This is a genomic window from Lysinibacillus macroides (assembly GCF_001281525.1).
In the GTDB taxonomy this organism is placed as follows: Bacteria; Bacillota; Bacilli; order Bacillales_A; family Planococcaceae; genus Lysinibacillus; species Lysinibacillus macroides.
The window spans coordinates 47,042-72,054 of the sequence record NZ_LGCI01000002.1 but is presented as its reverse complement, the minus strand read 5'-3'; the positions used below and the strand labels follow the sequence as shown (position 1 = coordinate 72,054).

The following is a 25,013-nucleotide window of genomic DNA, read 5'->3' as shown; positions in this document are numbered from 1 at the left end:
AGAAAACCATTCCAGATAATGATGATAATAATGTATTTTTAAGCATAAAATGATAAAATATTAGTGAGCGAAGGAGTGCATTCTTGCAGGGAATTCTTGCAGGTATATTAACGTCTGTTGATGTAATTGGTTTATATGTTTTGTTGCCAAATGTTAGATATCGTTTATTGTTATCATTATGGACGGCTGCATTGCATATGGTGTTCCCGTTGCTAGGGTTTGAATTAGGGAGCTATTTAGTACGTTTTCTTTTAGAATGGGGACAATGGATTTCTAGTATTTTATTATTTTGTATTGGTATGCATTTGCTATTATTCTCTCATAGGGATGAAAAAGTAATAATTTCGCCCATACTTTTAGCTGTGACTGCAAGCCTAGATACCTTTTCAGTAAGTGTTTCTTTTGGTATGCTGAACGTAGAAAAAACGATTTTTATACTAAGCGCAGGTGTCAGTGCTCTTATTTGCGCTTATGGTTCATTAGTCATAGCCCGCAGAAGCCAAGTCTTTTTTGGCAATAAAATTCAACTAATAGCGGGCGTTATTTTTATTATAATGAGTATTCTAGCTATACAATAATAGATTAAACAGTGGAGAGTGATAAGTGTGAGAATATTATTTGTTTGTACAGGCAATACTTGTCGCAGTCCAATGGCGGAAGTTATTTTACAACATAAACAGCTAGACAATCTGGAAGTGCGTTCAGCTGGTATCTATGCTATGCCGAATGCACAAATGTCACCTTATGCACAGCAAGTATTAGAGGAAGCACAAATGCCACATCAGCATTTGGCAACTCAATTATCAAAGGATGTAATAGAATGGGCAGATTTAATTTTAACAATGACAATCACCCATAAAGACACCATTATTTTCAATTATCCAGAAGCTGAACATAAAGTATTTACTTTAAAAGAATATACGGATGAAGGTAGCCTAGAAAATATAGTAGATCCTTACGGGGGTAACAAACCACTATACGAAGCGACATTTGAAGAATTAAAAGCTTTAATTGACCAATTAGTACAAAAACTAGAAAAGAATTGAGGGACACTATGAAAAAACAATTTGGTTTACGTCTTAAATTAGTGTTATTTGTTAGCGCTCTTGCATTAGTCACCTACAGTATTAGTTTTATCTACATTGAATTTATACACCCTACTTTTTTCCCTGATACAAACCGAAAATTGTTTGAAGTCATTACGTATGGGCTAGGCATAATATGGTCAGGCATACTTGCAGCTATTTTCAGTATTATTTTAGTGAAACCTCTACAACGACTTGAACATTCTGCTACTCTTGTAGCCGAAGGAAAAATTGGACAAGATGTACAAATGCCAAAGACACAGGATGAAATACGTTCAGTGGCTGAGGCATTTCAACAAATGGTGCTAAATCTACGTCAAATGGTCGAAAGTATCGACCAAAACTTCCAACAAACAAATCAGTCCATTATTCAGCTTTCAGATGAAGCGGGAGTTGCAACAAGAAAAGCAGAGGGCATTGCGTTAACAGTGAAGCATATTTCGACAGGCGCAGAAGCATCAGCAACAGCTGTACAAGATACTGCTGAAGCGATGGAGGATGTAAGAGCACTAGCGACAGAAGTAAATAGTAGGGCAGAGGCATCCGCATCACAATCGAAAGAGATTTTACATAATTTATCAACCACAACAACAGCGATTGAAACATTGGTCAATAGCATTCAGCAAATTGCAGCTGGCAATAACGAAGCATTGAAAAGCATTCATACATTAGAGGAGAATGCAGGTCAAGTGGAACGTATTATTAGCTTAGTTGGTGATATTGCTGCACAAACCAATTTGTTAGCATTGAATGCCTCTATAGAAGCCGCCCGTGCAGGGGATCATGGGAAAGGCTTCGCAGTGGTAGCAGAGGAGGTACGCGGCTTGGCTGATGAAAGTGCCAAAGCTGTACAGGGGATTACAGCCCTTATTCAGTCTATGCAGCAAAATGTGGAAGTAGTTGTAAAGCAAATGAATCAGCAGGTTGCATTTGCAACACAGGAGGCAGCGCGCGTTTCTGAAACAACAGCAGCAGTAGAAGGGATGTCGTCCAATATTCACGAAATGGCAACAGCGATTGTTGAAATTTCCTCTTTAATTGAACAACAAATGCAAAACATTGAAACAACAGCTCGACAATCACAAGAGGTCGCTGCGATTGCTGAAGAAACGTCAGCGGGGGCGCAAGAAGTTCGTAGTGCAACAGAAGAGCAAGCATACGCAATCGAGCAAGTTGAACGTCTTGCCCAAAGCTTAAAAGCACAATCAGAAGCATTGCATAAAATGATTCTGCAATTTGACAGACAAGCATAATTTCAAAACTGTACGTAAAAATGATGAAAAAATCATATTTACGTACAGTTTTTTTTTTCAAATTAACCATTGCTAGCTGTAGAAAAAATACCACTATCGTCCACTGTAGTTAAAAAGTTTAAAAAACCTCAAAAGATAGAATATTACAACAAAAGACCATTATCCGAATTTAGTAACATAATATACATAAAATTTAGTAGAAAACAGCTTTAAAAGTGAATGATTATTTGTTAGTATATAATTAATGTTCGTCTTTTAGGAGAAATCATCATAAAAATACAAGAAAAATCATGTTATTCTTTAGAAAGAAGTGGTACACTAAGGTTGACTATAATTCGAAAAGAGGGAACCCAGTGAGAATAGCAATTTCTTCTGATCACGGAGGCAATCAGCTACGCCGTGAGATTATGCAGCTATTAGATGAACTTCAAATTAGCTATGAAGATTTTGGTCCACAATCTGCGGATTCAGTAGACTATCCAGATTATGCAAAGCCCGTTTCTGAGGGGGTTGCGAACGGAGAATTTGATAAAGGTATTTTAATTTGTGGCACAGGAATTGGTATGTCCATTGCTGCTAATAAGGTCAAGGGCATTCGTTGTGCATTAGTACATGATGTATTTAGTGCCAAGGCAACGCGCTGTCATAATGACTCAAATATCTTAGCAATGGGCGAGCGTGTTATTGGTCCAGGCCTTGCGCGTGAAATCGTACAAGCATGGTTAGAAACAGATTTTGAAGGCGGCCGCCATACACGTCGCATCGAAAAAATTACTGAACTAGAGCAATAAAAGTATTCTTATGAATAGATGAAGGAGCTGAGATTAATGGTTGTGAAACAAATACAAACGCATTTGACTCAGTTACTCAGTGAATTTGAAGAGCAGGTAACCCTACGACCTAATACAATTTTTGTCGTAGGATGCTCCACATCTGAAGTAATTGGTCAGAAAATTGGCACAGCAGGCGCATTGGAAATAGCAGAGGCCATTTTCGAACCATTACAAAAATTTGCTGAAAAACATCAGCTTTATTTAGCGTTTCAGGGATGTGAGCATATTAATCGTGCTATAACGATGGAAGCATCAACTGCTGAGCGATTTGGCTATGATCCAGTGGCTGTTGTTCCAGTACGGACAGCAGGTGGCTCCATGTCCGCTTATGCCTACACCCAATTTACACATCCAGTAATAGTTGAGGCTATACAGGCACAGGCAGGTATTGATATTGGACAAACTTTAATTGGCATGCATTTAAAGGCGGTAGCTGTTCCAGTTCGTACATCCGTGAAAATGATAGGAGAAGCAGTTGTTACGATTGCAACAACACGTCCAAAGCTAATAGGCGGAGAACGTGCAGTATATAAATAATAATCGCTATTTTTAGTGATATAGAGAAATAATGATACTTAGGAGGCTTTTTCAAACATGGCATATGAAAAATTAGCAGTACAAGACAAGGCAGTATTAGACGGAATTCTTGCAGAGAAAAAACGTCAACAAGCAAATATTGAATTGATTGCATCTGAAAACTTTGTATCCGAAGCAGTAATGGAAGCGCAGGGCTCAGTGCTGACAAATAAATACGCTGAAGGCTATCCAGGTAAACGTTACTACGGTGGATGTGAGTATGTAGATGTAGTAGAAAATATTGCACGTGACCGTGTGAAAGAAATCTTTGGCGCAGAATATGCAAACGTACAACCACACTCTGGTGCACAAGCAAACATGGCTGTTTACCACACAATTTTAGAGCCTGGTGACACAGTTCTTGGAATGAATCTTTCTCATGGTGGTCACTTAACACATGGCTCTCCGGTAAACTTCTCTGGTATTCTCTACAATTTCGTGGAATACGGCGTAACAAAAGATACACAAGTAATTGACTATGAAGATGTACGTCAAAAAGCATTAGAGCATAAGCCAAAGCTTATTGTGGCAGGTGCTTCTGCCTACCCACGTGAAATCGACTTCTCCAAATTCCGTGAAATCGCTGATGAAGTAGGTGCGTATTTTATGGTGGATATGGCGCATATTGCTGGTCTTGTAGCTGCTGGCGAACACCAATCACCAGTGCCATACGCTGACTTTGTAACATCTACAACACATAAAACATTACGTGGTCCACGTGGTGGATTAATTCTTGCTTCAAAAGAATGGGAGCAAAAATTAAATAAATCTGTATTCCCAGGAATTCAAGGTGGCCCATTAATGCATGTAATCGCTGCAAAGGCAGTAGCATTTGGTGAAGCATTACAGCCAGAATTTAAAGATTACGCAAAGCAAATTATTGCCAATGCGAAAGCTTTAGCAGAGGTGTTGATTGCTGAGGGTGTAGAAATTGTATCGGGTGGTACAGACAACCACTTATTGCTGCTCAATGTTAAATCTCTTGGTTTAACAGGTAAAGTAGCAGAGCATGCACTTGATGAAGTGGGGATTACAACAAATAAAAATACAATTCCATATGATACTGAATCGCCATTTGTGACTTCGGGTATTCGTATTGGTACACCTGCTGTAACTTCTCGTGGCTTTAAGGAAGAGGATATGAAGGAAGTTGGCGCGATTATTGCAGCAGTTCTGAAAAATCCTGAAGATGAAGCAGTGAAAGCAGAGGCAAAAGAGCGTGTTAAAGCATTAACAGATAAACATCCATTATATGCATAATAAAGTGATAAAGCTGTGTTTAAAGCGGAAACCTTCCTTTAAACGCAGCTTTTTAATAGTTATGACAAAAAATATTTATCACTAATGTGTCAAAAAGATTGCATAAATATAGATAATTTATTTTTGAGGGACCTTCTTTTTTCTGTTATACTAGACAAGATAAAATGAAATCTGAACGGTTAGGAGAGAATCCCTTTGAGCAAAGTCTATGTATTTGACCATCCACTCATCCAGCATAAATTAACGTATATCCGTGACAAAAATACAGGTACAAAAGAATTTCGCGAGCTAGTAGATGAGGTGGCAACCTTGATGGCTTTTGAAATTACACGTGATATGCCAGTAGAAGAAATTGAAATTGAAACACCTGTAACAGTAGCAAAAACAAAAGTGCTTTCTGGTAAGAAGCTTGCCATTGTGCCAATTTTACGTGCAGGTATTGGCATGGTAGATGGCGTATTAAAGCTTATCCCAGCAGCTAAAGTTGGTCATATTGGACTTTATCGTGACCCAGCAACATTAAAACCAGTGGAATACTATGCGAAGCTTCCAGCAGATGTTGAAGAACGTGATTTTATCATAGTAGACCCAATGCTTGCGACAGGTGGCTCAGCAGTGGAAGCGATTCATTCCTTGAAAAAACGCGGTGCTAAAAATATTAAATTCATGTGTTTAATTGCTGCACCAGAGGGAGTAAAAGCGATTCAAGAAGAGCATGCTGATGTCGATATTTATATTGCGGCGCTCGATGAAAAATTAAACGACCATGGTTATATTGTACCTGGTTTAGGGGATGCAGGGGATCGTTTATTTGGTACAAAATAAGAGCAACATATAGTTAGTAAAGGGCGTCCTTCAATTTTGAAGGACGCTTCATAGTATGGTTGAGGATAGCATGCAAGAAGTAGAGGCACACCTTCCATACAATAATAAAAAGGATGGTGTTAATCGTTTTGACAAAGAAATGGAAAGTAATGACGATTTTTGGTACAAGACCTGAAGCAATTAAAATGGCTCCTCTTGTATTGGAGCTACAAAAATATCCTGAGCAAATAGAATCCATTGTAACCGTAACCGCACAGCATCGCCAAATGCTCGATCAGGTACTAGAAACATTTCAAATTACACCAAGCTATGACTTAAATATTATGAAAGATCGTCAAACATTAATCGATGTAACGACAAACGCCTTACAGGGCTTGGATAAAGTCATGAAAGAGGCGCAACCAGACATTGTTTTAGTACATGGTGATACAGCTACAACATTCATTGCAAGCCTAGCTGCTTTTTATAATCAAATTGCTATAGGCCATGTAGAAGCAGGCCTGCGTACATGGAACAAATATTCTCCTTATCCAGAGGAAATGAACCGCCAACTAACAGGTGTGATGGCTGATTTGCATTTTGCGCCAACCGAAGTATCCAAAAAGAACCTACTAGATGAAAATAAAAATCCAGAAACAATTTTTGTGACAGGAAATACAGCGATTGATGCATTAGCAACAACTGTTAGTGAACATTACACACATCCTGTATTGGATAAAATTGGCGCAGATCGCATGATTTTATTAACAGCACATCGCCGTGAAAATCTTGGTGAGCCAATGCGCCATATGTTTAAGGCGATCACAAGAATACTAGCAGAGCATGAAGATGTGCAAGTCGTTTATCCTGTCCATATGAATCCAGCAGTAAGGGAAGTAGCTAATGAAATTTTAGGAGATAATACACGTGTGCATTTAATAGAACCTTTAGAGGTTTTTGATTTCCATAACTTTGCAGCCAATTCCTATATGATTTTAACGGATTCGGGAGGGATACAAGAAGAAGCTCCTTCATTAGGCAAACCCGTGCTTGTCTTGCGCGATACAACAGAACGTCCAGAAGGAATTGCAGCGGGTACATTAAAGTTAGCGGGAACTGAAGAAGAAACGATCTATGCTTTGACAAAAGAGCTCTTAACAGATAAAAATGCCTATGAAGCAATGGCGAAAGCATCTAATCCATACGGCGATGGCTATGCATCTCAGCGAATTGTCTCAGCGCTGCTAGAATTTTTACAAAAAAATAATTAATGTACTATATTTAATGATAAAAATAAGTCTAACATACCTATTGAAATGGGTAAGCTAATTTATGCGCATAATTATGTCGTAAATTAGCTTTTTTTATGCGTAGCGAAAGAGAGAATTTTTAAAATTATGAAGCTCCATACACAAATTTGTCAACAATTTGACAAGACTATAGCGGCTGTGAAGTTTTTCTACATTACCAATTGACTTCAAATATTACCTATTGTATGCTTACAAAGGGTAAGAATGATAAGGGTTTCTGATTAGAAGTAGGACTTTGAAACACTTGTTATATCAACTTTCTACTAAATTGACAGTTCAAAATAAAACTGTCGATTTGCAACGTTTTGTGCGTTTCGGTTTTTACCGAGTAGGTAAGGGGTGTAAGTTATTTTTTTGGGTATTTACACCTGTAATTGAAATGACTCTCCCGTTACTATTCCGCTGTGAGTAGTGCTTTTCACTGCTCTTTTCTGATTTCACATGGTGGTCAGCAAACGTTTTCATTACTCGAAAAAATGATTCAGGAGATTACAACCAATGCTAGATTTGCATCAAATTTTTGCTATGCAGAAGAGGGCGTTATTTTTTTTGCTCGCACTCTGTGCATTAGGCTGGGGGTTTACGCCCTATCAATCTGTATTTGCGGGCATCGCAGTCGGTGCATTCTTTGGTACGTATAATTTTTGGATTTTAGTTCGCCGTATGGAAAAGTTTGATAGATCCATTAGTGAAGGGAAGAAAATAGGCTCACTTGGTACAGCGCTGCGTTTTGCGTCAGGTATTGCGGCAGTCGCCATAGCCATTTCGTTGCCAAACTATTTTCACTTAATTAGCACGGTGATAGGGCTAATGCTTCCGTACGTTTTTCTCTTTGTCGAGAGAATTGTGTCACATGTAAGAAACCGCTAATGTGCTTTAAATTAGAAAGAGAGGTGAAAAATAACAATGAATCATGAAGCTCCATTAAAAACTTTTGATTTAGGTTTCACAACCATAACATTTAACTTATCGACAGTGTTGATGTTACTAGTTGCCGCAATTATCGTCTTTTTAATTGCTTTTATTTCAACTAGAAACCTAAAGTTAAAGCCAACTGGTATGCAAAACTTCATGGAATGGATTATGGATTTCGTTAAGAATATCATTAAAAGCAATATGGACTGGAAAACTGGTGGTCGATTCCACATTCTAGGTATCACGTTGATTATGTTTATCGCAATATCTAACTTATTAGGTCTTCCGTTCTCTATCGCCTATGGTCATGATCTTTGGTGGAAATCGCCAACCGCTGACCCTACAGTGACGATGACGTTAGCAGCAATGATTTTAGTCTTAACGCAATACTATGGTGTTAAAATGAGAGGTACAGGTAATTATGTTGGTACGTTCTTTAAACCAATGTCATTCATGTTCCCACTTAAATTAGTAGAAGAATTTGCAAACACATTAACATTAGGTCTACGTCTTTATGGTAACATTTATGCGGGTGAGATTTTACTTGGCTTATTAGCAGGACTAGCAACATCTGGTGCTGTGGGATTCATCGGAGCAATCGTTCCTATGATGGCATGGCAAGGTTTCTCAATTTTCATTGGCTTTATCCAAGCCTTTATCTTCACAATGTTAACAATGGTTTACATGGCTCATAAAGTGAGCGATGACCATTAATATAAAGCATAAATCTTATGCTTGAATAAAAAAACAAACAATTCCAAGGAGGAAATTTTCAAATGGGTTTATTAGCAGCAGCAATCGCAATCGGTTTAGGTGCACTTGGTGCAGGTATCGGTAACGGTCTTATCGTATCAAAAACAGTAGAAGGTATCGCTCGTCAACCAGAGGCTCGTGGCGTTCTTCAAACGACAATGTTCATCGGGGTAGCATTAGTTGAAGCCCTACCGATCATTGCAGTAGTAGTAGCATTCATCGTAATGAACAGATAATTCAGTTTGCATACTGAATCGTACTAGTGGCGAAGCAGGATTCTCCAGATGAAACTTCGCCCTTCATTTTGGAACAGAGAAAAGCTATGTGTAAATATAGCTTTTTAAAATAGGTAGTTTTTTTAAAAGTTATTAAATTATGTTGAAGTGAAAGCTCTTGAAGGGAGTGAAACAATCGTGTTTTTAGATCATCTTGTACTAGGTGCAGGCACTGGTTTCAACAGTGGTGATATCATCGCAACATTAGTAATCTTCTTAGTATTAATGTTATTACTGAAAAAAGTCGCTTGGGGTCCGCTTATGGGCATCATGCAACAACGTGAGGAATTAGTAGCTAGTGAAATCGAAGCGGCTGAAAAAGCGCGCAAAGAATCGCACCAATTTTTAGAAGAACAAAAGAGCATTCTTAAGGAAGCTCGTACGGAAGCACAAACGATTGTTGAGGGCGCTAAGAAGCAAGGCGAACTACAAAAAGAAGAAATTCTTACTGCAGCACGCACTGAAGCTAACCGCTTAAAAGAATCGGCTTTACGTGAAATTGAATCTGAAAAAGAAAAAGCTATTGCGGCTGTACGTGATGAAGTCGTTTCATTATCTGTACTTGCAGCATCTAAAGTCCTTAGCAAAGAAATTTCTGAGGCAGACAACCGTGCTCTAATTGAAGAGACGATTGCGAAGGCAGGGGAAGCTCGATGAGTAATTCAACTGTAGCAAAACGTTATGCTCAAGCGCTTTTTGAACTAGCGCAGCAAAAAAATATGTTGGCTGAGGTTGGAGCAGACTTAAACGAGTTAACAAAAGTCGTTAACGAATCGCCTGATTTTTTAACACTGTTAACAGCACCTAAGTTCTCCATCGACCGTAAGAAACAAATGGTGGCAAGCATTTTTGCTAGTGCAACACCTGAAGTTGTACACACAATTCAATTACTTGTTGAGAAAAAACGTGTAAATGAGATCAAGCTAATTGCGAAAGCATATGCTGAGCTTGCTGCTAATGCACAAGGTACGGCAGATGCAACAGTATTTTCAACGCGTGTACTTTCGGCTGAAGAAAGCGCAAGCATTTCAACAGCGTTTGCGCAACTTGTTGGAAAACAATCATTAAACATTACAAACGAAATTGATCCATCATTACTTGGTGGTATTCGTGTGCAAATCGGTAACCATATTTATGATAGCTCAGTAGCAAACAAACTAGAGCGTCTAAAACGTGAATTAATCGGTTAATAATTTAGAAATGTGAGAGGTGACATACATGGGCATCAAGGCTGAAGAAATCAGCAGTCTGATTAAACAACAGATTGAGAATTATGAATCTGAACTTAAAGTAAGCGAAGTTGGTACAGTTATCCGTATTGGTGACGGTATCGCTCTTGCTCATGGCCTCGACAACGCCATGGCTGGAGAGCTTTTAGAGTTCTCTAACGGTGTTATGGGTATGGCTCAAAACCTAGAAGAAGGTAACGTTGGTATCGTAATCCTAGGTCCATACACTGACATCAAAGAAGGCGATGAAGTTCGTCGTACAGGTCGTATCATGGAAGTACCAGTTGGTGAAGAACTAATTGGTCGTGTTGTAAACCCACTTGGTCAACCAGTGGATGGACAAGGTCCTATCAACGCTACAAAATCTCGTCCAATCGAAAGTCCAGCTTTCGGTGTAATGGCTCGTAAATCAGTACACGAACCACTACAAACAGGTATTAAAGCGATTGACGCATTAGTACCAATCGGTCGTGGTCAACGTGAGTTAATTATCGGTGACCGTCAAACTGGTAAAACATCTGTAGCTATCGATACAATTCTTAACCAAGCTGGTGAGAATATGCTTTGTATCTATGTTGCGATCGGTCAAAAAGAATCTACTGTACGTGGTGTAGTAGAAACGCTTCGTAAAAATGGCGCTTTAGATTATACAATCGTTGTGACAGCTTCTGCTTCTCAACCAGCTCCATTATTATTCTTAGCACCATTTGCTGGTGTATCTATGGCAGAAGAATTCATGCTACAAGGTAAGCACGTGTTAATCGTGTATGATGATCTTACAAAACAAGCATCAGCTTACCGTGAACTTTCACTTCTTCTACGCCGTCCTCCAGGTCGTGAAGCATACCCTGGTGACGTTTTCTACTTACACAGCCGCTTACTTGAACGTGCTGCGAAGTTAAATGAAACATATCAAAATGGTTCGATTACAGCTCTTCCATTCGTTGAGACACAAGCTGGGGATATCTCTGCATACATCCCAACAAACGTAATCTCCATTACTGATGGACAAATTTTCTTACAATCTGACTTATTCAACTCAGGTGTACGTCCAGCGATTAACGCGGGTCTTTCTGTATCACGTGTAGGTGGATCTGCTCAAATTAAAGCGATGAAAAAAGTTGCAGGTACGCTACGTCTTGACTTAGCTGCATTCCGTGAGCTTGAATCATTCGCTCAATTCGGTTCAGATTTAGATAAAGCAACACTTGCGAAACTTGAGCGTGGTAAACGTACGGTTGAAGTGCTTAAACAAGACCTAAACAAACCGCTTAAAGTTGAAAAACAAGTTGCGATCCTTTATGCATTAACAAAAGGTCACTTAGATGATATTCCAGTACAAGATATCGTTCGTTTTGAATCAGAGTTCTTAAGCTGGTTAGATTCAAACCACACAAACGTTTTAGATCATGTTCGTACGACAAAAGAACTTGCTCCTGACGCGGATTATGAAGCAGCAATCAGTGCATTCAAAAAAACTTTCGCTAAATCAGAATAAGTTCAGTAAGTCACTTGATTAAAAAACAGAAGGTGGTGAAATACCAGTGGTAAACTTACGCGAAATAAAAGGTCGTATAAATTCAACAAAGAGTACGAAGCAGATTACCAAAGCGATGCAGATGGTTTCTTCTTCAAAGTTACGTCGTGCAGAGCAAAATGCTAAAGCGTACGTTCCTTACATGGAAAAAATACAAGATGTAGTAGGTGCAATTGCTTCAGGGACAAAGGACAGCGGACATCCGATGTTAACTGTGCGTCCTGTTAAGAAAACAGCTTACTTAGTCATTGGTTCTGACCGTGGTCTTGCAGGTGCTTATAACTCAAGTATCCTACGTCAAGTACAACGTACGATTAATGAGCGTCATAAGTCTAAAGACGAATACGTGGTTTTAGCAGTAGGGCGTGTTGTTCGTGACTACTTTGTGAAACGTGATCATAATGTCATCAGCAATGTTGTTGGTCTACCTGACCAGCCGACATTTGCTGATATTAAAGAAATCGCTCGTAATGCTGTTGGTATGTTCATTGATGGTACATATGATGAGCTTTATATGTACTACAATCACTTTGTCAGCGCGATTGCTAATGAAGTGACTGAGAAAAAACTTCTTCCATTAACTGATATTGCCTCTGCAAGTGGTAATGCTTCTTATGAATTTGAGCCATCTGGCGAAGCAATTCTTGAAGTGCTACTACCACAATACGCAGAAAGCTTAATTTACGGCGCATTATTAGATGGAAAAGCAAGTGAACATGCTTCTCGTATGACGGCTATGAGAAATGCGACAGATAATGCCTCTGACCTTATTTCAGAGCTTTCATTGCAATATAACCGTGCTCGTCAAGCGGCGATTACACAAGAAATTACAGAAATCGTTGGTGGAGCTGCAGCCTTAGAATAGGCAAGCAGCTTCCCAATGTCGTATAAGAATACGATAGGAGGGTACACAGTAATGAATAAAGGACATGTTATTCAAGTAATGGGTCCAGTTGTTGACGTAAAGTTCGACAATGGCCACTTACCAGCAATCTATAACTCATTAACAGTTAAGATTGAACGTCCAAATGAAGAACCAACAATTCTTGCATTAGAAGTTGCGCTTCATTTAGGTGATGATTCTGTTCGTACAATTGCGATGTCATCTACTGATGGCTTACAACGTGGAGCAGAAGTAACAGACTCAGGAAAAGCGATCTCAGTACCAGTTGGTGAAGTTACGCTAGGTCGTGTATTCAACGTACTTGGAGAAGTAATCGACTTAGGTGAAGAAATTCCTGCTGATGCACGTCGTGATTCAATTCACCGCGAAGCACCATCTTTCGAGCATCTTTCAACTACAGTTGAAATTCTTGAAACAGGTATCAAAGTAGTAGACTTGCTTGCACCATACATTAAAGGTGGTAAAATCGGTCTATTCGGTGGTGCCGGTGTAGGTAAAACAGTATTAATCCAAGAATTAATCAATAACATTGCACAAGAGCACTCAGGTATCTCTGTATTCGCTGGTGTAGGTGAGCGTACGCGTGAAGGGAACGACTTATTCTTTGAGATGAGCGATTCAGGCGTTATCAAGCAAACAGCGATGGTATTTGGTCAAATGAATGAGCCACCTGGTGCACGTATGCGTGTAGCTTTAACTGGTTTGACAATGGCAGAATACTTCCGTGATGAACAAGGACAAGACGTACTTTTATTCATCGACAATATCTTCCGTTTCACGCAAGCTGGTTCTGAGGTTTCTGCCCTATTAGGTCGTATGCCTTCTGCGGTAGGTTACCAGCCAACACTTGCAACGGAAATGGGTAAACTACAAGAACGTATCACATCTACAAACAAAGGTTCTGTAACTTCTATTCAAGCGATTTATGTACCAGCCGATGACTATACTGACCCGGCGCCAGCGACAACTTTCGCCCACTTAGATGCAACTACTAACCTTGAACGTAAATTATCTGAAATGGGTATCTACCCTGCGGTTGACCCACTAGCTTCGACTTCTCGTGCATTATCACCTGAAATCGTAGGCGCTGAGCATTACGCAATTGCTACTGGTGTACAACGTACAATCCAACGTTACCGCGAATTACAAGATATCATTGCAATTTTAGGTATGGATGAGTTATCTGATGAAGATAAACAAACAGTAGAACGTGCTCGTCGTATTCAATTCTTCTTATCACAAAACTTCCACGTTGCGGAACAATTCACTGGTCAAGCAGGTTCTTATGTGCCTGTGAAAGAGACTGTTCGTTCATTCAAGGAAATCCTTGAAGGTAAATGGGATCACCTACCAGAAGATGCTTTCCGTCTAGTTGGTTCAATTGATGAAGTAGTTGAAAAAGCGAAAAGCATGGGCGTAGAGGTTTAATACTAGGGACGAGGAGGAAAAAATATGAAGACAGTTCAAGTCAATATTGTCACTCCCGACGGCCCAGTATACGATTCTGAAGTATCAATGGTAATTGCCAAAACAACTTCAGGAGAAATCGGTGTTCTTGCAGGCCATATTCCAATGGTTGCTCCACTTGCTATTAGTGCAGTGAAGCTAAAAAAAGAAAACGGTTCGACTGATATTGTTGCAGTTAGTGGTGGTTTCATTGAAGTTCGTCCAGAAAAAATCTCAATTTTAGCGCCGTCTGCTGAAATTGCTGAAAACATCGATGTTCAACGTGCTAAAGAAGCCGTTAAACGTGCTGAAGGACGTCTTCAAAGTAAACAAGACGACATTGATTTCAAACGTGCTGACCTAGCATTAAAACGTGCGTTGAATCGTATCAACGTTCATGAGGGTAATATCTAATTCATTTTTAACGGGCAGATATCGCATCTGCCCGTTTTTTAAAGTAGGGAGAATAAGCAAGAAGAAGGAATGGGGAGGAAACATGGAATTATATGAAGCAATAGGACAAGAAGCATTACTAGGTATTTTATCTCATCTATTTTTTATTGCTATTACTTTTTATGCATTACAAGCATTTATGATAGAGAAGTTATTTAAAAAAAATAAAGTTTTTCAAATTCAACTTATTTATATTTTATTAAGTATTGCGATCGGTTCGGCAGTATCTAATTTCTTCCTTCAGATCTCTGGTTGGTCTGGTAAGCTTCCCTATTTATTTTAAAACATTTCCTTTATTCGCCTAATAAAACTTCTACATATTTCAAAGGACTTTATAATCATTTGTGTGGTCCTTTGAGCTATGTAAAAAATCTGTCAATGAGTTTATCATTTGATAGAAATGGAAGTCTGCAACTAAATAAAGATAAAATTTGTTTTTTGTTCACATATTTTTGGGTATGTATTAGAAGTACACAGGGTATTGGTCATTCACAAAAAAAAATTGCCTGCGTACAATAAATAAATAGCAAAATATCCGAAATTGCCTTAAAATAGTGATTTGGACGCTTGAACGAGCGTTAGAAAAGTTGTACTATAGACTTGTTTGTTTACTGATTATGACATTATACTTCTTTTTAAAATAAAAACTTGTTAGGTTAATAGATTGAATTCGGAGGGACATAGGGTGGATAAAATAATAGTGACAGGTGGCCAAAGGCTACAAGGAAAAGTACGTGTAGAGGGCGCAAAAAATGCAGTGTTACCAATCCTTGCGGCATCTTTACTTGCTTCAAAGGGAGAAAACGTAATTAAAGAAGTCCCGAATTTAGCAGATGTCTTTACAATAAATGAAGTACTTAAAAGTTTAAACGCAGCAGTTACATATATACCTGAAGACAATGCCGTATATATAGATGCCACAAAAGAACTTTCTAGTGAAGCTCAGTTTGAATTTGTTAGCAAAATGCGTGCATCTATATTAGTGATGGGCTCTTTACTGGCTCGTAATGGTTATGCTCGTGTAGCACTACCAGGAGGCTGTGCAATCGGATCTCGTCCGATTGAATTACACTTAAAAGGCTTTGAAGCAATGGGTGCAAAAATTACCTTTGGTCATGGCTATGTAGAGGCAAGAACAGAAGGTCGTTTAAAAGGGGCAAATGTTTACCTAGATTTTCCGAGTGTTGGAGCAACAGAAAATATTATGACCGCTGCATCTCTTGCAGTAGGGACGACTGTGATTGAAAATGCTGCAAAGGAACCTGAAATCGTAGATCTTGCAAACTTCATTAATAATATGGGCGGTCGTGTGATCGGTGCAGGTACAAATACAATTCGTATCGAAGGTGTTGATACATTGTATGGAGTCGAGCATCATATTATTCCTGATCGTATTGAAGCTGGCACATTTATGGTAGCAGCAGCGATTACAAAGGGCGACGTTATCATTGAAAATGCGGTACCTGAGCATATGACAGCTTTAATTGCAAAGATGCGTGAAATGGGTGTAGAAATTACAGAGCTAGATGAGGGTGTACGTGTGCGTGTTCCACAGGCTTTAAAAGCAGTTGATATTAAAACAATGCCACACCCTGGTTTCCCGACAGATATGCAATCACAAATGATGGCTTTAATGTTAACAGCAGAAGGTACGAGTATTATTACAGAGACGGTATTTGAAAATCGCTTTATGCATGTGGAGGAATTCCGTCGCATGAACGCTGGTGCGAAAATTGAAGGACGTTCCGTATTTATCGAGGGACCTGTAAATCTTCAAGGCGCGGAAGTGATGGCAACGGATTTACGCGCTGCGGCTGCACTTATTTTAGCAGGTCTTGTCTCTGAGGGCATTACACGTGTAACAAAGCTCTATCATTTAGATCGTGGTTATGTGGACTTCCACGGCAAATTAGCGTCCCTAGGTGCAAATATCGAACGTATTACAGAAGAAGTTGTAGCCAAAGAAAACATAATAATTGAATTACCTGCAAACTAATTTGCTTTCAAAACCCTTTGCTTTTATGAGCAGAGGGTTTTTCATATTCAACTGCAATCTAGCATATTATTTCCTATGAAAAAATGGATGATTAGTATAGCTGTTATTTGTTTAATGGGAGCGTTATATATGCTACCTGTGGCGTTTAGTGAGAGACAGGAGGATATAACTTTGAAAAAGGGGGAAAATTCCTGTGAAATCTTGATAGAAGTGGAGGGACAGCAAGACAAAATTCCTTTAGAAACGTATATCACAGGTGTAGTGGCGGCAGAGATGCCTGTTTCTTTTCACAAGGAGGCATTGAAAGCTCAGGCAATTGCAGCACGCACATATGCATTAAAAACAACAAATTATGGTGAAAAGGCGATTGCTCCAACTGTAGCAAGGCAAGTTTTTTATGATGAGAAGCAAAGAAAAACGAATTGGGCTAGCAATTTCCTGGGAAATGAAAAGAAAATTGTCGAAGCTATCAATGAAACGAAAGGACAAGTTCTGCTTTACCATAATGAATTAATCACGGCTATGTTCCATTCAACAAGCAATGGTAAAACAGAAAGTGCTTATGGCTATAGTGGAAATGAAATACCATATTTACAAAGTGTTGCAAGTATAGCAGATCAAGCATCACCTAAATTTGAGGCACAGCAGGAGTGGACACTAGCACAATGGAATTCATTATGGCCAGTACAATGGCAACCTAGTGATTTTAATCGTATACAGCTATTTTATAATGAGTCGGGGCGTGTAGAGCGCTTGCAGTTAGGGAATAATGTTTGGACAGGGCGAGAGGTTCGCACGCTTCTTGGTATCCCTTCAACTGATTTTACAATGAACTATGATGCGAGCACCAAAAAGGTTCGGGTCAACACACAAGGCTATGGGCATGGAGTAGGGATGAGTCAATATGGAGCTGAGGCGATGGCAAATGAAGGGAAAACAGCTGATGAAATTTTACACTATTATTATCAGGATATTGAAATAAAAAAAATAGATGCATGTTTAAAATAACTTCTAGTTGTTCACACTGCAACTAGAGGTGATGAAAATGAGAGAGGATAAAAATAGTAAAACTTCTCAAAATGAAAATCCAAATCAAAAGGAAAATGGTCAATTACAAAAGAAACCTTGGTTTTGGCCAGCAGTGTACACAGGTGGTGCACTTGTTCTAGCAGGATTGTTATTTGGTTACAATAGTCTCGTATCAAAAGTAGAGGAGGCACCGTTACCAGATTTAGCAGAAGTAGAGCCAGGTCCTGTGGTAGAAACAAATGCACGTACTGAAAAATTAAAATATCCATTCAAAGAAGAGGCACTTAGTAAAGTACAAGTTTTACAAGAGTTTTATGAATTAGAAGCAAATGAAGAATCTCGCGAAAATGCACTAATGGTATTTAATCAAACATTTACAACATCTTCTGGTCTTTCTCTTGCGATGAATGGTGAGGAATTCGAAGTAGTAGCTGCTATGAGTGGAAAGGTGCTAGAAGTGAAGCTAGACGCCTTTACAGGTAATAAGATCGTAATTGAGCATCCAAATGGTATGCAAACGCATTATAGCTCAATCAAAGATATTGCCGTGAAGGAAGGCGATGAAGTATCGCAAGGTCAAGCTTTAGGAAAAGCAACTGATAACGAATGGAATCAAGCGGCTGGCGTTCACATGCATTTCGAAGTTCTTGAAGACGGAAAGTATATTAATCCGAAAAAACTACTAGCCTTTTAATACACAGTCAGGATTTTGACAGGAAAATGTAAAACGTGTTCTGAATAGCTTTGTCCTTACATAAGGTGAAGAAATGCGCAAATGTGCATCTGATTGCCAAAGCATTTTGTGAAATTGTGTGGAAAGGACGAAGAACGTGCATGAGCACATTCGGAAGCGCTGCATACGCCTCGGTGAATTACTGATTGAGACGCGTGAGACTGTGCGTGTCCTCGCGAAAATGACTGGTTATTCAAAAAGTACGGTGCACAAGGATTTAACAGAGCGATTACCAACAATTCATGAAGGATTAGCTGACCAAGTAAAAGAAATACTCGCCTATCATAAGGCCGTACGTCATATTCGTGGAGGAGAAGCAACAAAAAACAAGTGGAAGGAAAGAGCGAGTCAAGAATGATTCGTTCTTTTTTTGTTGTGTTAGTCGAGCCTTGTCTACTATTTTTGACTAGAAAGAAAACAATCCTATTCACTAAATTTAGGTGAAATTACCAATGTAATATGATAAAATAACCTAGATAAAGAGATAAAATGAACGTTATGTAGTTGGAACTGGCGGGAAGGAGAAATTATAGAATGTTTTCGAAGGATATTGGCATTGACTTAGGAACTGCGAACGTATTAATTCATGTTAAAGGAAAAGGAATCGTCTTAAATGAACCATCTGTGGTGGCGATTGACAAAAAGACAAATAAAGTATTAGCGGTAGGGGAAGAGGCCCGTCAAATGGTAGGGAGAACGCCAGGTAACATCATTGCAATTCGTCCATTACGTGATGGTGTAATTGCAGATTTTGATGTGACAGAAGCAATGCTAAGACATTTCATCAATAAATTAAATGTAAAAGGATTTTTAGCAAAGCCGCGTATTTTAATTTGCTGTCCAACGAATATTACAAGTGTTGAGCAAAAAGCGATTCGAGAAGCAGCTGAAAAATCTGGTGGAAAAAAGGTATATTTAGAGGAAGAACCAAAAGTAGCAGCAATTGGTGCAGGTATGGATATCTTTCAGCCAAGTGGCAATATGGTAGTGGATATTGGTGGCGGAACAACAGATGTTGCAGTTCTATCAATGGGTGATATTGTAACAAGTGAATCCATTAAAGTTGCAGGAGATGTGTTTGATAACGATATTTTGCAATATATTAAAAAAGAATATAAATTACTAATTGGTGAGCGTACAGCGGAAGCAATTAAGATGACAATCGGTACGGTTTTCAAAGGCAGTCGCAATGATACAATGGATATTCGTGGCCGTGATATGGTAACAGGTCTACCACGCACAATTTCCATTCACTCTGAGGAGATCGAACGGGCATTACACGAATCGGTAGCAATGATTGTTCAATCAGCAAAAAATGTCTTAGAAAAAACACCACCTGAGCTATCAGCCGATATTATTGATCGTGGCGTTATTATTACAGGTGGCGGTGCATTATTACACGGTATGGACCAGCTCTTAATTGAAGAATTAAAAGTTCCCGTCTTTATTGCAGAACAGCCAATGGATTGTGTAGCGATTGGGACAGGCATTATGCTTGAAAACATTGATCGTGTGCCAGCATCCTTATAAAAATAAAATGAGGTGATTTCTTTGTTTAAAGGATTTTATACAGTTGCAACAGGTATGATCACGCAACAAAGAAGAACAGAATTACTAACCAACAATTTATCAAATGCGAATACACCAGGTTTTAAGGCAGATCAATCTACAATCCGTTCATTTCCAGATATGTTGATGTCGAGCATTGGAAAAACAAACGCTCCTGCCTATCAACAAGTAGGTGCTGAATATATGAGTCAGGTAGGCGCTTTAAATACAGGAACATATTTACAAGAAACTTTGCCCAATTACATACAAGGTCAAATCTATAATACAGATTTTACAACCGATATGGCGTTAATTGATGGAAATTTACCACAGGATGAAGAGGGTGTCATGGGCTCAATCTTTTTCCGTTTAGAACACCCAAATGGTGGTGAAGCCTATACACGTAACGGTAATTTCACATTAGATGGACAAGGCTACTTAGTAAATGGGCAAGGCTTGTATGTGCTAAATGATGCGGGACAGCGTATTCAAGTGCCGAATGATGATTTTCGTCTCGATGAAAATGGCGCTATTTTTGTGAATGATCAGCAAGTAGCTCGTGTTGGTGTATCATTTGCCGCTAATCCGAACAGGCTATTGAAACAAGATAATGGTCTGCTACGCACAGAGGATGGCGAGAATCTACCTACTGCATATGGAGCGGCTGACGTTACTTTTACATTACGTCAAAGCTATTTAGAAGGCTCAAACGTAGATTCTGGTCGCACAATGACAGATTTAATGACAGCCTATCGTGCATTTGAAGCAAATCAAAAGATCTTACAAGCATATGATCGCAGTATGGAAAAGGCTGTTAATGAAATCGGAAGAATTTAACGGGTGAACAGGAGGCATGTTACAAATGCTACGTACAATGATAACGGCAACAAATACAATGGGGCAATTGCAACATAAGCTCGATACAGTGAGTAATAACATTGCCAATAGTAATACAGTTGGCTTTAAAGCACAGGAAGCATCCTTTAATGAGCTACTTTATCAACAATTTAATAATGATAAACGGGATCGCTTTGAGCGCCAAACCCCCGTTGGCATCCGTTATGGAACAGGTGCTATGCTTGGACAAATTCAATCCAATCACAAACAAGGGTCATTGCAACAAACGAATCGAGATCTTGACCTAGCTTTCACAAAACCTAAACAATATTTCAATATTTTAATGCCAAATGGTGAAAATGGAACAGAAACAGTGTATACTCGACAAGGTGACTTTTATTTATCGCCATTAGAAAATGGCACTGTTATGCTAGTAACGGCAGAGGGCTATCCAGTAGCCGATGCAGCAGGACAAGCGATTACACTACCAGATACAGTACAAAGCTTTGCTGTTGGGAATGGTGGTGTATTAGAAGCGTCATATCCGAATGGAGACATTATTCGTACGGAGTTAGCTGTAACAGAATTCCAAAAACCCCAATTGATGGAGCATATTACTGGTTCTTATATTGGTTTACCAGCTAATCTAGCTGAGCTTGGCTATACACAAGCAGAGGTCTTGACAGAGCTAGCTGGTGTAGATCGTCAGCAAATTGGCATGCAAAGTGGTACATTAGAAATGTCCAATGTCAACCTTTCAAAGGAAATGACAGAACTTATCCAAACGCAACGATCTTATCAATTCAATGCAAGGGCAGTTACATTAGCAGACCAAATGCTTGGATTAATTAATGGCATTCGATAGTAAGTTATCCAAAAACGCATAGTAAGGAATGAAGAGGAGTACAATCTATGACAAACGATTCACGTCGACGTTCTGTGCCGACACAAGAAACCGATACGCAACCAGAAGAGAAAGAACGCCGCTCAAATGGAGACCAACGCGAGGTTCGATGGGTGCAAATCCGACTGATTCCGATTTGGTTACGCATTGTAATTGTTCTCATTTTAGTTGTTGCTGCCGCAGCTTTGGGCGCAATGTTTGGCTTCAGTGTTATTGGAGAAGGAAATGCTATGGATATTTTTAAAAAAGAAACATGGCAACATATATTTGATATTATGAATGGTAAAGAATAGTATTATTCTTTACCTTGCTTTGTGTATACATACTTAATTTTGAGGGGGAAATAATATGTTAACAGCAGAACAAATTCAAGCTATTTTACCACATCGCTACCCATTTTTATTTGTAGATCGCATTTTAGAATTAGAAGAAGGAAAGCGTGCAGTAGGCTTAAAAAATGTGTCCATCAACGAGGACTTTTTTAATGGCCATTTTCCAGGCTATCCAGTAATGCCAGGTGTATTAATTGTAGAGGCATTAGCACAAGTAGGAGGAGTAGCTTTATTAAATGCCGAGCAATTTAAGGGACGTTTAGCCTTTTTAACAGGCATTGATAATTGTCGCTTTAAACGTCAAGTCGTACCTGGCGATCAGCTTAAGCTTGAAGTCGAGTTTGTGAAACTTCGTGGTGCAATGGGCAAAGGTCATGGTATAGCAACAGTTGATGGCGAACTTGTCTGTGAAGCGGATATTCTTTTTGCTATTGGACCAGAGCAATCGACACAAGCTTGATTTGCATTTATAGATCAAAAGATATAAAATAAATAAGTCAAGTCAAAAATTGATTGAGTCGGTTCTTAAATTGCGATGGTAAATAAGCGATTGTGAATTGAAATAGATGTGATTTTTAGGTTGTACAAACGTAGGAGGATTATTAAGATGTATAAGGAATTGTCTTCAGGTATTAAAATTAGCATTACTCGTTCGATTTCAACATCTTTTGAAGCATACTTAGCAAGTATTGACTGGGATGAAGAGCGTTTTTCCATGGAAGACTTCATTGCAAGCTGGCAAACGTATTTTCAAGAAAATGCCGCATGGATTGAAAAAATCCCAGCTGACACATTGATGAGTACAGAGTTCCATGAAGAGATGGCACAAAAAATCGATGAGGTCATTGCGAAAATTTTAAATGAAGAACCAACAGCAAAGCAAATTGCAACAATCGAAGCATTGCAAAAAGAGCTAGGTACAAATTATAGTTATGACTGTAAAGCAGAAGCAGCATATATTGAGCAATTATTAAAAGAAAAACGAAAATAGTTTGTACAAAAATCGGATAGTTCCCTCCTTTCCCGGGCAATCTATGTAGGATCACAAATACAGCTGATGTATTTGATGACATAGTACCGAAGAAAGGAGGTTTTTTATTATGTGGAAAATGTCATTTTTAACGATTATTCTAGCTACTGTATTCCTTGGTGGCTGTAACTGGGGTGATCGAGCGGTAGAGGATCGTCCGATGAGGGATGTCGAGAATGATGTTCGCCGTGGTGTGGATGATGTCGAGGATGCATTAGAACCAAATGATCGTAATGGTACCTATGACCGCAATGTAAATGGTGTTGATCGAGGTACGATAAATGAAAATACAACGGTGCCTGAAGCGACGACACCTGGTTCAAATGCCGATATCAACAGTACGAATGGTTATGACAACACACCAAATGCAAATGGAGTAAACGGTGTTGAACGTAATGACAACGTAAACAATAATAATGATGTTGTCGATGAAAAGGTCAACGAGACTGAAAAGTATCGTGATAGCATGAACAACCGATAATAAAAAAAGAGTGCTTCCTAAAAAAGGGAAACACTCTTTTTTCATGTTTTCATACCTAGTATCACATTAAAGTAACATTAAGAATTTACGTAAAATGGGAATTTGTCCAACAAAAAACGATGCAGTCATTTGCATCGTCATCAGTCATTTTTCAATTTTGGCCGCTGTTTCATATCATTTTTAAAGCGTTCCAGTAAATTTTCTAGGGACACACCTTCAGCCAGTAGCTCGGAGAGTAATTGTTCAGCATATTTAGAGCGCTTTATTTTAAGCGTACCTTTTAATAGCACTGAAATATGATCACCAATTTCTTGAATAGTATGTACAATCACCTGAAAAGGAGCAGGTTCATTATCTGGGAATGAGATTACTACACGTACATTAAAGACGGTACCAGTTGCTAAAAGCTCATCAAAGGTTGGGCGATATTGTTGCTCCATAAATAACTCAAGAATCCAAGATTGATGGCTATTCTCCTGATTAATAATAATGCCATCGATTAAAGGGAATGGTTGCACGCCATTTTTTGTGACAAGGTCAAAGGAAAGCATTTTAAAGGTTTTCATTACATATATTCCTCCTTAGTCTGTCATTTCTTTAGTATAACATATGAAGATGCATGTTCTACGTTATTAAAAACTGCAAAAATGCTAATTTAGTGAAATAGCGTTGATCACTACAGCCTCAAGCAATAACACTCCAAAATTAATAAAAAACAGAAAAATAAAAATACGAATTTACTCACTTTATGCTTAAAATTTCCTAGAAATTATCAATATCGAATTTTGCTAATAAAAGCATCCTTTTGTAAGATAAGAGCAATTAAAAGCAAAGGAGGTGAACGAATGAACCAAGTCGGACTGGTCGGAAGGTTTACTAAAGATCCAGTGTTACGCTATTTATCTGGTAATCGTGTGCAGACTCATTTTTCACTTGCCATTAACCGCAATTATAAAAATAGCCGAGGGGAAATAGATGCTGACTTTATTTTTTGCACAGCTTGGGGAAGGCTTGCAGAGCATATTGTCAAATATTGCGGTAAAGGCTCATTGGTTGGCGCAAATGGACGCATTCAATCAAGATCTTTTATAAACGAAGAAAGCACAAAGATTTTTATGACAGAGATAGTGATAGAAGATGTTCGATTTTATCAGCTAAAACCAAGGAATAGTGACGAAGCGATTGCATCGACACAGCCACCGAAGGAACAGGAAGACTTAAAGGATTTTGTACTGCCAGGAACGTAGGTTGTTCAATTTTACATACGGCGCAAGAGAAAAACATTGTCTGATCCGCCATTCTCCTTATATTCCTTGCACCGTAATAACAAGAAAGGGGTGATGTGTACCATTTATAACAACCGTTGCTGAAGACCGCACAGCAATGAACCATTCAACACAACTAAATAGGGAAATGAAGTAAGTAGGGAAAAAGAAGTAAAAGTATGGTTCCACTAAAAGAGCGCCAAGAATATTTGACTCTTGGCGCAT

Annotated in this window: 31 protein-coding genes; 30 read left to right on the top strand and 1 reads right to left on the bottom strand. The window is 38.8% G+C overall.

The features are described 5' to 3' along the window. The first annotated feature begins 83 nt into the window (after positions 1-83). The 29 genes from ADM90_RS00530 (at position 84) to ADM90_RS00390 (ending at position 23,523) form a co-directional block, all read left to right on the top strand. Entirely contained in the window at positions 84-578 is a 495-nt protein-coding gene (locus tag ADM90_RS00530) for a manganese efflux pump MntP (protein WP_053993127.1), read from the top strand. A gap of 27 nt (positions 579-605) precedes the next feature. Further along, positions 606-1,046, top strand: coding sequence for a low molecular weight protein arginine phosphatase (locus tag ADM90_RS00525; RefSeq protein WP_053993126.1), 441 nt, complete (start codon positions 606-608; stop codon positions 1,044-1,046). A gap of 8 nt (positions 1,047-1,054) precedes the next feature. After that, positions 1,055-2,338, top strand: a complete 1,284-nt coding sequence (locus ADM90_RS00520; RefSeq protein ID WP_053993125.1) for a methyl-accepting chemotaxis protein — start codon at positions 1,055-1,057, stop codon at positions 2,336-2,338. Between the two features lie 353 nt (positions 2,339-2,691). After that, positions 2,692-3,129 carry a ribose 5-phosphate isomerase B gene (rpiB, locus tag ADM90_RS00515; protein ID WP_053993124.1) on the top strand — a complete coding sequence of 146 codons (438 nt, stop codon included), beginning with the start codon at positions 2,692-2,694 and terminating at the stop codon, positions 3,127-3,129. A gap of 36 nt (positions 3,130-3,165) precedes the next feature. Continuing rightward, positions 3,166-3,708, top strand: coding sequence for a TIGR01440 family protein (locus tag ADM90_RS00510; RefSeq protein WP_053993123.1), 543 nt, complete (start codon positions 3,166-3,168; stop codon positions 3,706-3,708). Positions 3,709-3,765: 57 nt separating this feature from the next. Continuing rightward, positions 3,766-5,007 carry a serine hydroxymethyltransferase gene (gene glyA / locus ADM90_RS00505; RefSeq protein ID WP_053993122.1) on the top strand — a complete coding sequence of 414 codons (1,242 nt, stop codon included), beginning with the start codon at positions 3,766-3,768 and terminating at the stop codon, positions 5,005-5,007. Positions 5,008-5,202: 195 nt separating this feature from the next. Further along, a complete protein-coding gene (gene upp, locus ADM90_RS00500; protein WP_053993121.1) occupies positions 5,203-5,832 on the top strand; it encodes a uracil phosphoribosyltransferase in 630 nt (209 codons plus the stop codon). Between the two features lie 128 nt (positions 5,833-5,960). After that, on the top strand, positions 5,961-7,082 hold the full coding sequence (gene wecB, locus ADM90_RS00495) for a non-hydrolyzing UDP-N-acetylglucosamine 2-epimerase (RefSeq protein WP_053993409.1): 1,122 nt from the start codon (positions 5,961-5,963) through the stop codon (positions 7,080-7,082). A 537-nt stretch (positions 7,083-7,619) separates the two neighbouring features. Beyond that, a complete protein-coding gene (locus tag ADM90_RS00490; RefSeq protein ID WP_053993120.1) occupies positions 7,620-7,991 on the top strand; it encodes an ATP synthase subunit I in 372 nt (123 codons plus the stop codon). A gap of 36 nt (positions 7,992-8,027) precedes the next feature. Then, positions 8,028-8,750: a F0F1 ATP synthase subunit A gene (gene atpB / locus ADM90_RS00485; RefSeq protein ID WP_053993119.1), complete on the top strand. Its 723-nt coding sequence runs from the start codon at positions 8,028-8,030 to the stop codon at positions 8,748-8,750. A gap of 62 nt (positions 8,751-8,812) precedes the next feature. Further along, entirely contained in the window at positions 8,813-9,025 is a 213-nt protein-coding gene (atpE, locus tag ADM90_RS00480; protein WP_053993118.1) for a F0F1 ATP synthase subunit C, read from the top strand. 177 nt (positions 9,026-9,202) lie between these two features. After that, complete coding sequence (gene atpF / locus ADM90_RS00475) at positions 9,203-9,721, top strand: F0F1 ATP synthase subunit B (protein WP_053993117.1); 519 nt, start codon at positions 9,203-9,205, stop codon at positions 9,719-9,721. Further along, positions 9,718-10,254 carry a F0F1 ATP synthase subunit delta gene (locus tag ADM90_RS00470; RefSeq protein ID WP_053993116.1) on the top strand — a complete coding sequence of 179 codons (537 nt, stop codon included), beginning with the start codon at positions 9,718-9,720 and terminating at the stop codon, positions 10,252-10,254. Before atpF ends, ADM90_RS00470 begins: the two co-directional genes overlap by 4 nt. Positions 10,255-10,282: 28 nt before the next feature. Beyond that, a complete protein-coding gene (gene atpA / locus ADM90_RS00465) occupies positions 10,283-11,791 on the top strand; it encodes a F0F1 ATP synthase subunit alpha (protein ID WP_053993115.1) in 1,509 nt (502 codons plus the stop codon). Between the two features lie 46 nt (positions 11,792-11,837). After that, the gene (atpG, locus tag ADM90_RS00460) at positions 11,838-12,695 is read left to right on the top strand and encodes an ATP synthase F1 subunit gamma (RefSeq protein ID WP_053993114.1); all 858 of its coding nucleotides are present in this window, start codon (positions 11,838-11,840) and stop codon (positions 12,693-12,695) included. A gap of 51 nt (positions 12,696-12,746) precedes the next feature. Beyond that, positions 12,747-14,162, top strand: a complete 1,416-nt coding sequence (gene atpD, locus ADM90_RS00455; RefSeq protein ID WP_053993113.1) for a F0F1 ATP synthase subunit beta — start codon at positions 12,747-12,749, stop codon at positions 14,160-14,162. A 24-nt stretch (positions 14,163-14,186) separates the two neighbouring features. Beyond that, the gene (locus ADM90_RS00450; protein WP_053993112.1) at positions 14,187-14,594 is read left to right on the top strand and encodes a F0F1 ATP synthase subunit epsilon; all 408 of its coding nucleotides are present in this window, start codon (positions 14,187-14,189) and stop codon (positions 14,592-14,594) included. Between the two features lie 82 nt (positions 14,595-14,676). Further along, complete coding sequence (locus tag ADM90_RS00445) at positions 14,677-14,916, top strand: DUF1146 family protein (protein ID WP_053993111.1); 240 nt, start codon at positions 14,677-14,679, stop codon at positions 14,914-14,916. Positions 14,917-15,318: 402 nt separating this feature from the next. Beyond that, positions 15,319-16,629 carry a UDP-N-acetylglucosamine 1-carboxyvinyltransferase gene (murA, locus tag ADM90_RS00440; protein ID WP_053993110.1) on the top strand — a complete coding sequence of 437 codons (1,311 nt, stop codon included), beginning with the start codon at positions 15,319-15,321 and terminating at the stop codon, positions 16,627-16,629. A 171-nt stretch (positions 16,630-16,800) separates the two neighbouring features. Further along, positions 16,801-17,637 (top strand): stage II sporulation protein D, encoded by an 837-nt coding sequence (gene spoIID, locus ADM90_RS00435; protein ID WP_235473234.1) that lies wholly within the window; start codon positions 16,801-16,803, stop codon positions 17,635-17,637. Between the two features lie 37 nt (positions 17,638-17,674). Beyond that, positions 17,675-18,352: a M23 family metallopeptidase gene (locus ADM90_RS00430; protein ID WP_053993108.1), complete on the top strand. Its 678-nt coding sequence runs from the start codon at positions 17,675-17,677 to the stop codon at positions 18,350-18,352. 136 nt (positions 18,353-18,488) lie between these two features. Next, positions 18,489-18,749, top strand: coding sequence for a sporulation transcriptional regulator SpoIIID (locus ADM90_RS00425; protein ID WP_004269485.1), 261 nt, complete (start codon positions 18,489-18,491; stop codon positions 18,747-18,749). Between the two features lie 176 nt (positions 18,750-18,925). Then, positions 18,926-19,921, top strand: coding sequence for a rod shape-determining protein (gene mreB / locus ADM90_RS00420; protein WP_053993107.1), 996 nt, complete (start codon positions 18,926-18,928; stop codon positions 19,919-19,921). Positions 19,922-19,942: 21 nt separating this feature from the next. Further along, complete coding sequence (locus ADM90_RS00415; RefSeq protein ID WP_053993106.1) at positions 19,943-20,776, top strand: flagellar hook-basal body protein; 834 nt, start codon at positions 19,943-19,945, stop codon at positions 20,774-20,776. 25 nt (positions 20,777-20,801) lie between these two features. Then, entirely contained in the window at positions 20,802-21,641 is an 840-nt protein-coding gene (locus tag ADM90_RS00410; protein WP_053993105.1) for a flagellar hook-basal body protein, read from the top strand. A 47-nt stretch (positions 21,642-21,688) separates the two neighbouring features. Beyond that, on the top strand, positions 21,689-21,973 hold the full coding sequence (locus tag ADM90_RS00405) for a DNA-directed RNA polymerase subunit beta (RefSeq protein ID WP_053993104.1): 285 nt from the start codon (positions 21,689-21,691) through the stop codon (positions 21,971-21,973). 55 nt (positions 21,974-22,028) lie between these two features. Further along, positions 22,029-22,472 (top strand): 3-hydroxyacyl-ACP dehydratase FabZ, encoded by a 444-nt coding sequence (gene fabZ, locus ADM90_RS00400; RefSeq protein ID WP_053993103.1) that lies wholly within the window; start codon positions 22,029-22,031, stop codon positions 22,470-22,472. Between the two features lie 147 nt (positions 22,473-22,619). Next, complete coding sequence (locus ADM90_RS00395; protein WP_053993102.1) at positions 22,620-23,003, top strand: hypothetical protein; 384 nt, start codon at positions 22,620-22,622, stop codon at positions 23,001-23,003. Positions 23,004-23,112: 109 nt separating this feature from the next. Then, complete coding sequence (locus ADM90_RS00390; protein ID WP_053993101.1) at positions 23,113-23,523, top strand: hypothetical protein; 411 nt, start codon at positions 23,113-23,115, stop codon at positions 23,521-23,523. A 140-nt stretch (positions 23,524-23,663) separates the two neighbouring features. Here the strand turns inward: ADM90_RS00390 and ADM90_RS00385 are convergent, their stop codons facing one another. Next, a complete protein-coding gene (locus ADM90_RS00385) occupies positions 23,664-24,089 on the bottom strand; it encodes a YwpF family protein (RefSeq protein ID WP_053993100.1) in 426 nt (141 codons plus the stop codon). A gap of 279 nt (positions 24,090-24,368) precedes the next feature. On the opposite strand from ADM90_RS00385, the gene ADM90_RS00380 reads away from it, so the two are divergent. Next, entirely contained in the window at positions 24,369-24,770 is a 402-nt protein-coding gene (locus tag ADM90_RS00380) for a single-stranded DNA-binding protein (RefSeq protein ID WP_053993099.1), read from the top strand. Positions 24,771-25,013 lie beyond the last annotated feature (243 nt).

Coding starts and splice junctions, on each gene's coding strand:
- ADM90_RS00520 (WP_053993125.1), top strand. CDS start 1,055: ATGAAAAAACAATTTGGTTTACGTCTTAAATTAGTGTTATTTGTTAGC.
- ADM90_RS00510 (WP_053993123.1), top strand. CDS start 3,166: ATGGTTGTGAAACAAATACAAACGCATTTGACTCAGTTACTCAGTGAA.
- glyA (WP_053993122.1), top strand. CDS start 3,766: ATGGCATATGAAAAATTAGCAGTACAAGACAAGGCAGTATTAGACGGA.
- ADM90_RS00490 (WP_053993120.1), top strand. CDS start 7,620: ATGCTAGATTTGCATCAAATTTTTGCTATGCAGAAGAGGGCGTTATTT.
- atpB (WP_053993119.1), top strand. CDS start 8,028: ATGAATCATGAAGCTCCATTAAAAACTTTTGATTTAGGTTTCACAACC.
- atpE (WP_053993118.1), top strand. CDS start 8,813: ATGGGTTTATTAGCAGCAGCAATCGCAATCGGTTTAGGTGCACTTGGT.
- ADM90_RS00470 (WP_053993116.1), top strand. CDS start 9,718: ATGAGTAATTCAACTGTAGCAAAACGTTATGCTCAAGCGCTTTTTGAA.
- atpA (WP_053993115.1), top strand. CDS start 10,283: ATGGGCATCAAGGCTGAAGAAATCAGCAGTCTGATTAAACAACAGATT.
- atpD (WP_053993113.1), top strand. CDS start 12,747: ATGAATAAAGGACATGTTATTCAAGTAATGGGTCCAGTTGTTGACGTA.
- ADM90_RS00450 (WP_053993112.1), top strand. CDS start 14,187: ATGAAGACAGTTCAAGTCAATATTGTCACTCCCGACGGCCCAGTATAC.
- ADM90_RS00445 (WP_053993111.1), top strand. CDS start 14,677: ATGGAATTATATGAAGCAATAGGACAAGAAGCATTACTAGGTATTTTA.
- ADM90_RS00430 (WP_053993108.1), top strand. CDS start 17,675: ATGAGAGAGGATAAAAATAGTAAAACTTCTCAAAATGAAAATCCAAAT.
- mreB (WP_053993107.1), top strand. CDS start 18,926: ATGTTTTCGAAGGATATTGGCATTGACTTAGGAACTGCGAACGTATTA.
- ADM90_RS00410 (WP_053993105.1), top strand. CDS start 20,802: ATGCTACGTACAATGATAACGGCAACAAATACAATGGGGCAATTGCAA.
- ADM90_RS00405 (WP_053993104.1), top strand. CDS start 21,689: ATGACAAACGATTCACGTCGACGTTCTGTGCCGACACAAGAAACCGAT.
- fabZ (WP_053993103.1), top strand. CDS start 22,029: ATGTTAACAGCAGAACAAATTCAAGCTATTTTACCACATCGCTACCCA.
- ADM90_RS00395 (WP_053993102.1), top strand. CDS start 22,620: ATGTATAAGGAATTGTCTTCAGGTATTAAAATTAGCATTACTCGTTCG.
- ADM90_RS00390 (WP_053993101.1), top strand. CDS start 23,113: ATGTGGAAAATGTCATTTTTAACGATTATTCTAGCTACTGTATTCCTT.
- ADM90_RS00385 (WP_053993100.1), bottom strand. CDS start 24,089: ATGAAAACCTTTAAAATGCTTTCCTTTGACCTTGTCACAAAAAATGGC.
- ADM90_RS00380 (WP_053993099.1), top strand. CDS start 24,369: ATGAACCAAGTCGGACTGGTCGGAAGGTTTACTAAAGATCCAGTGTTA.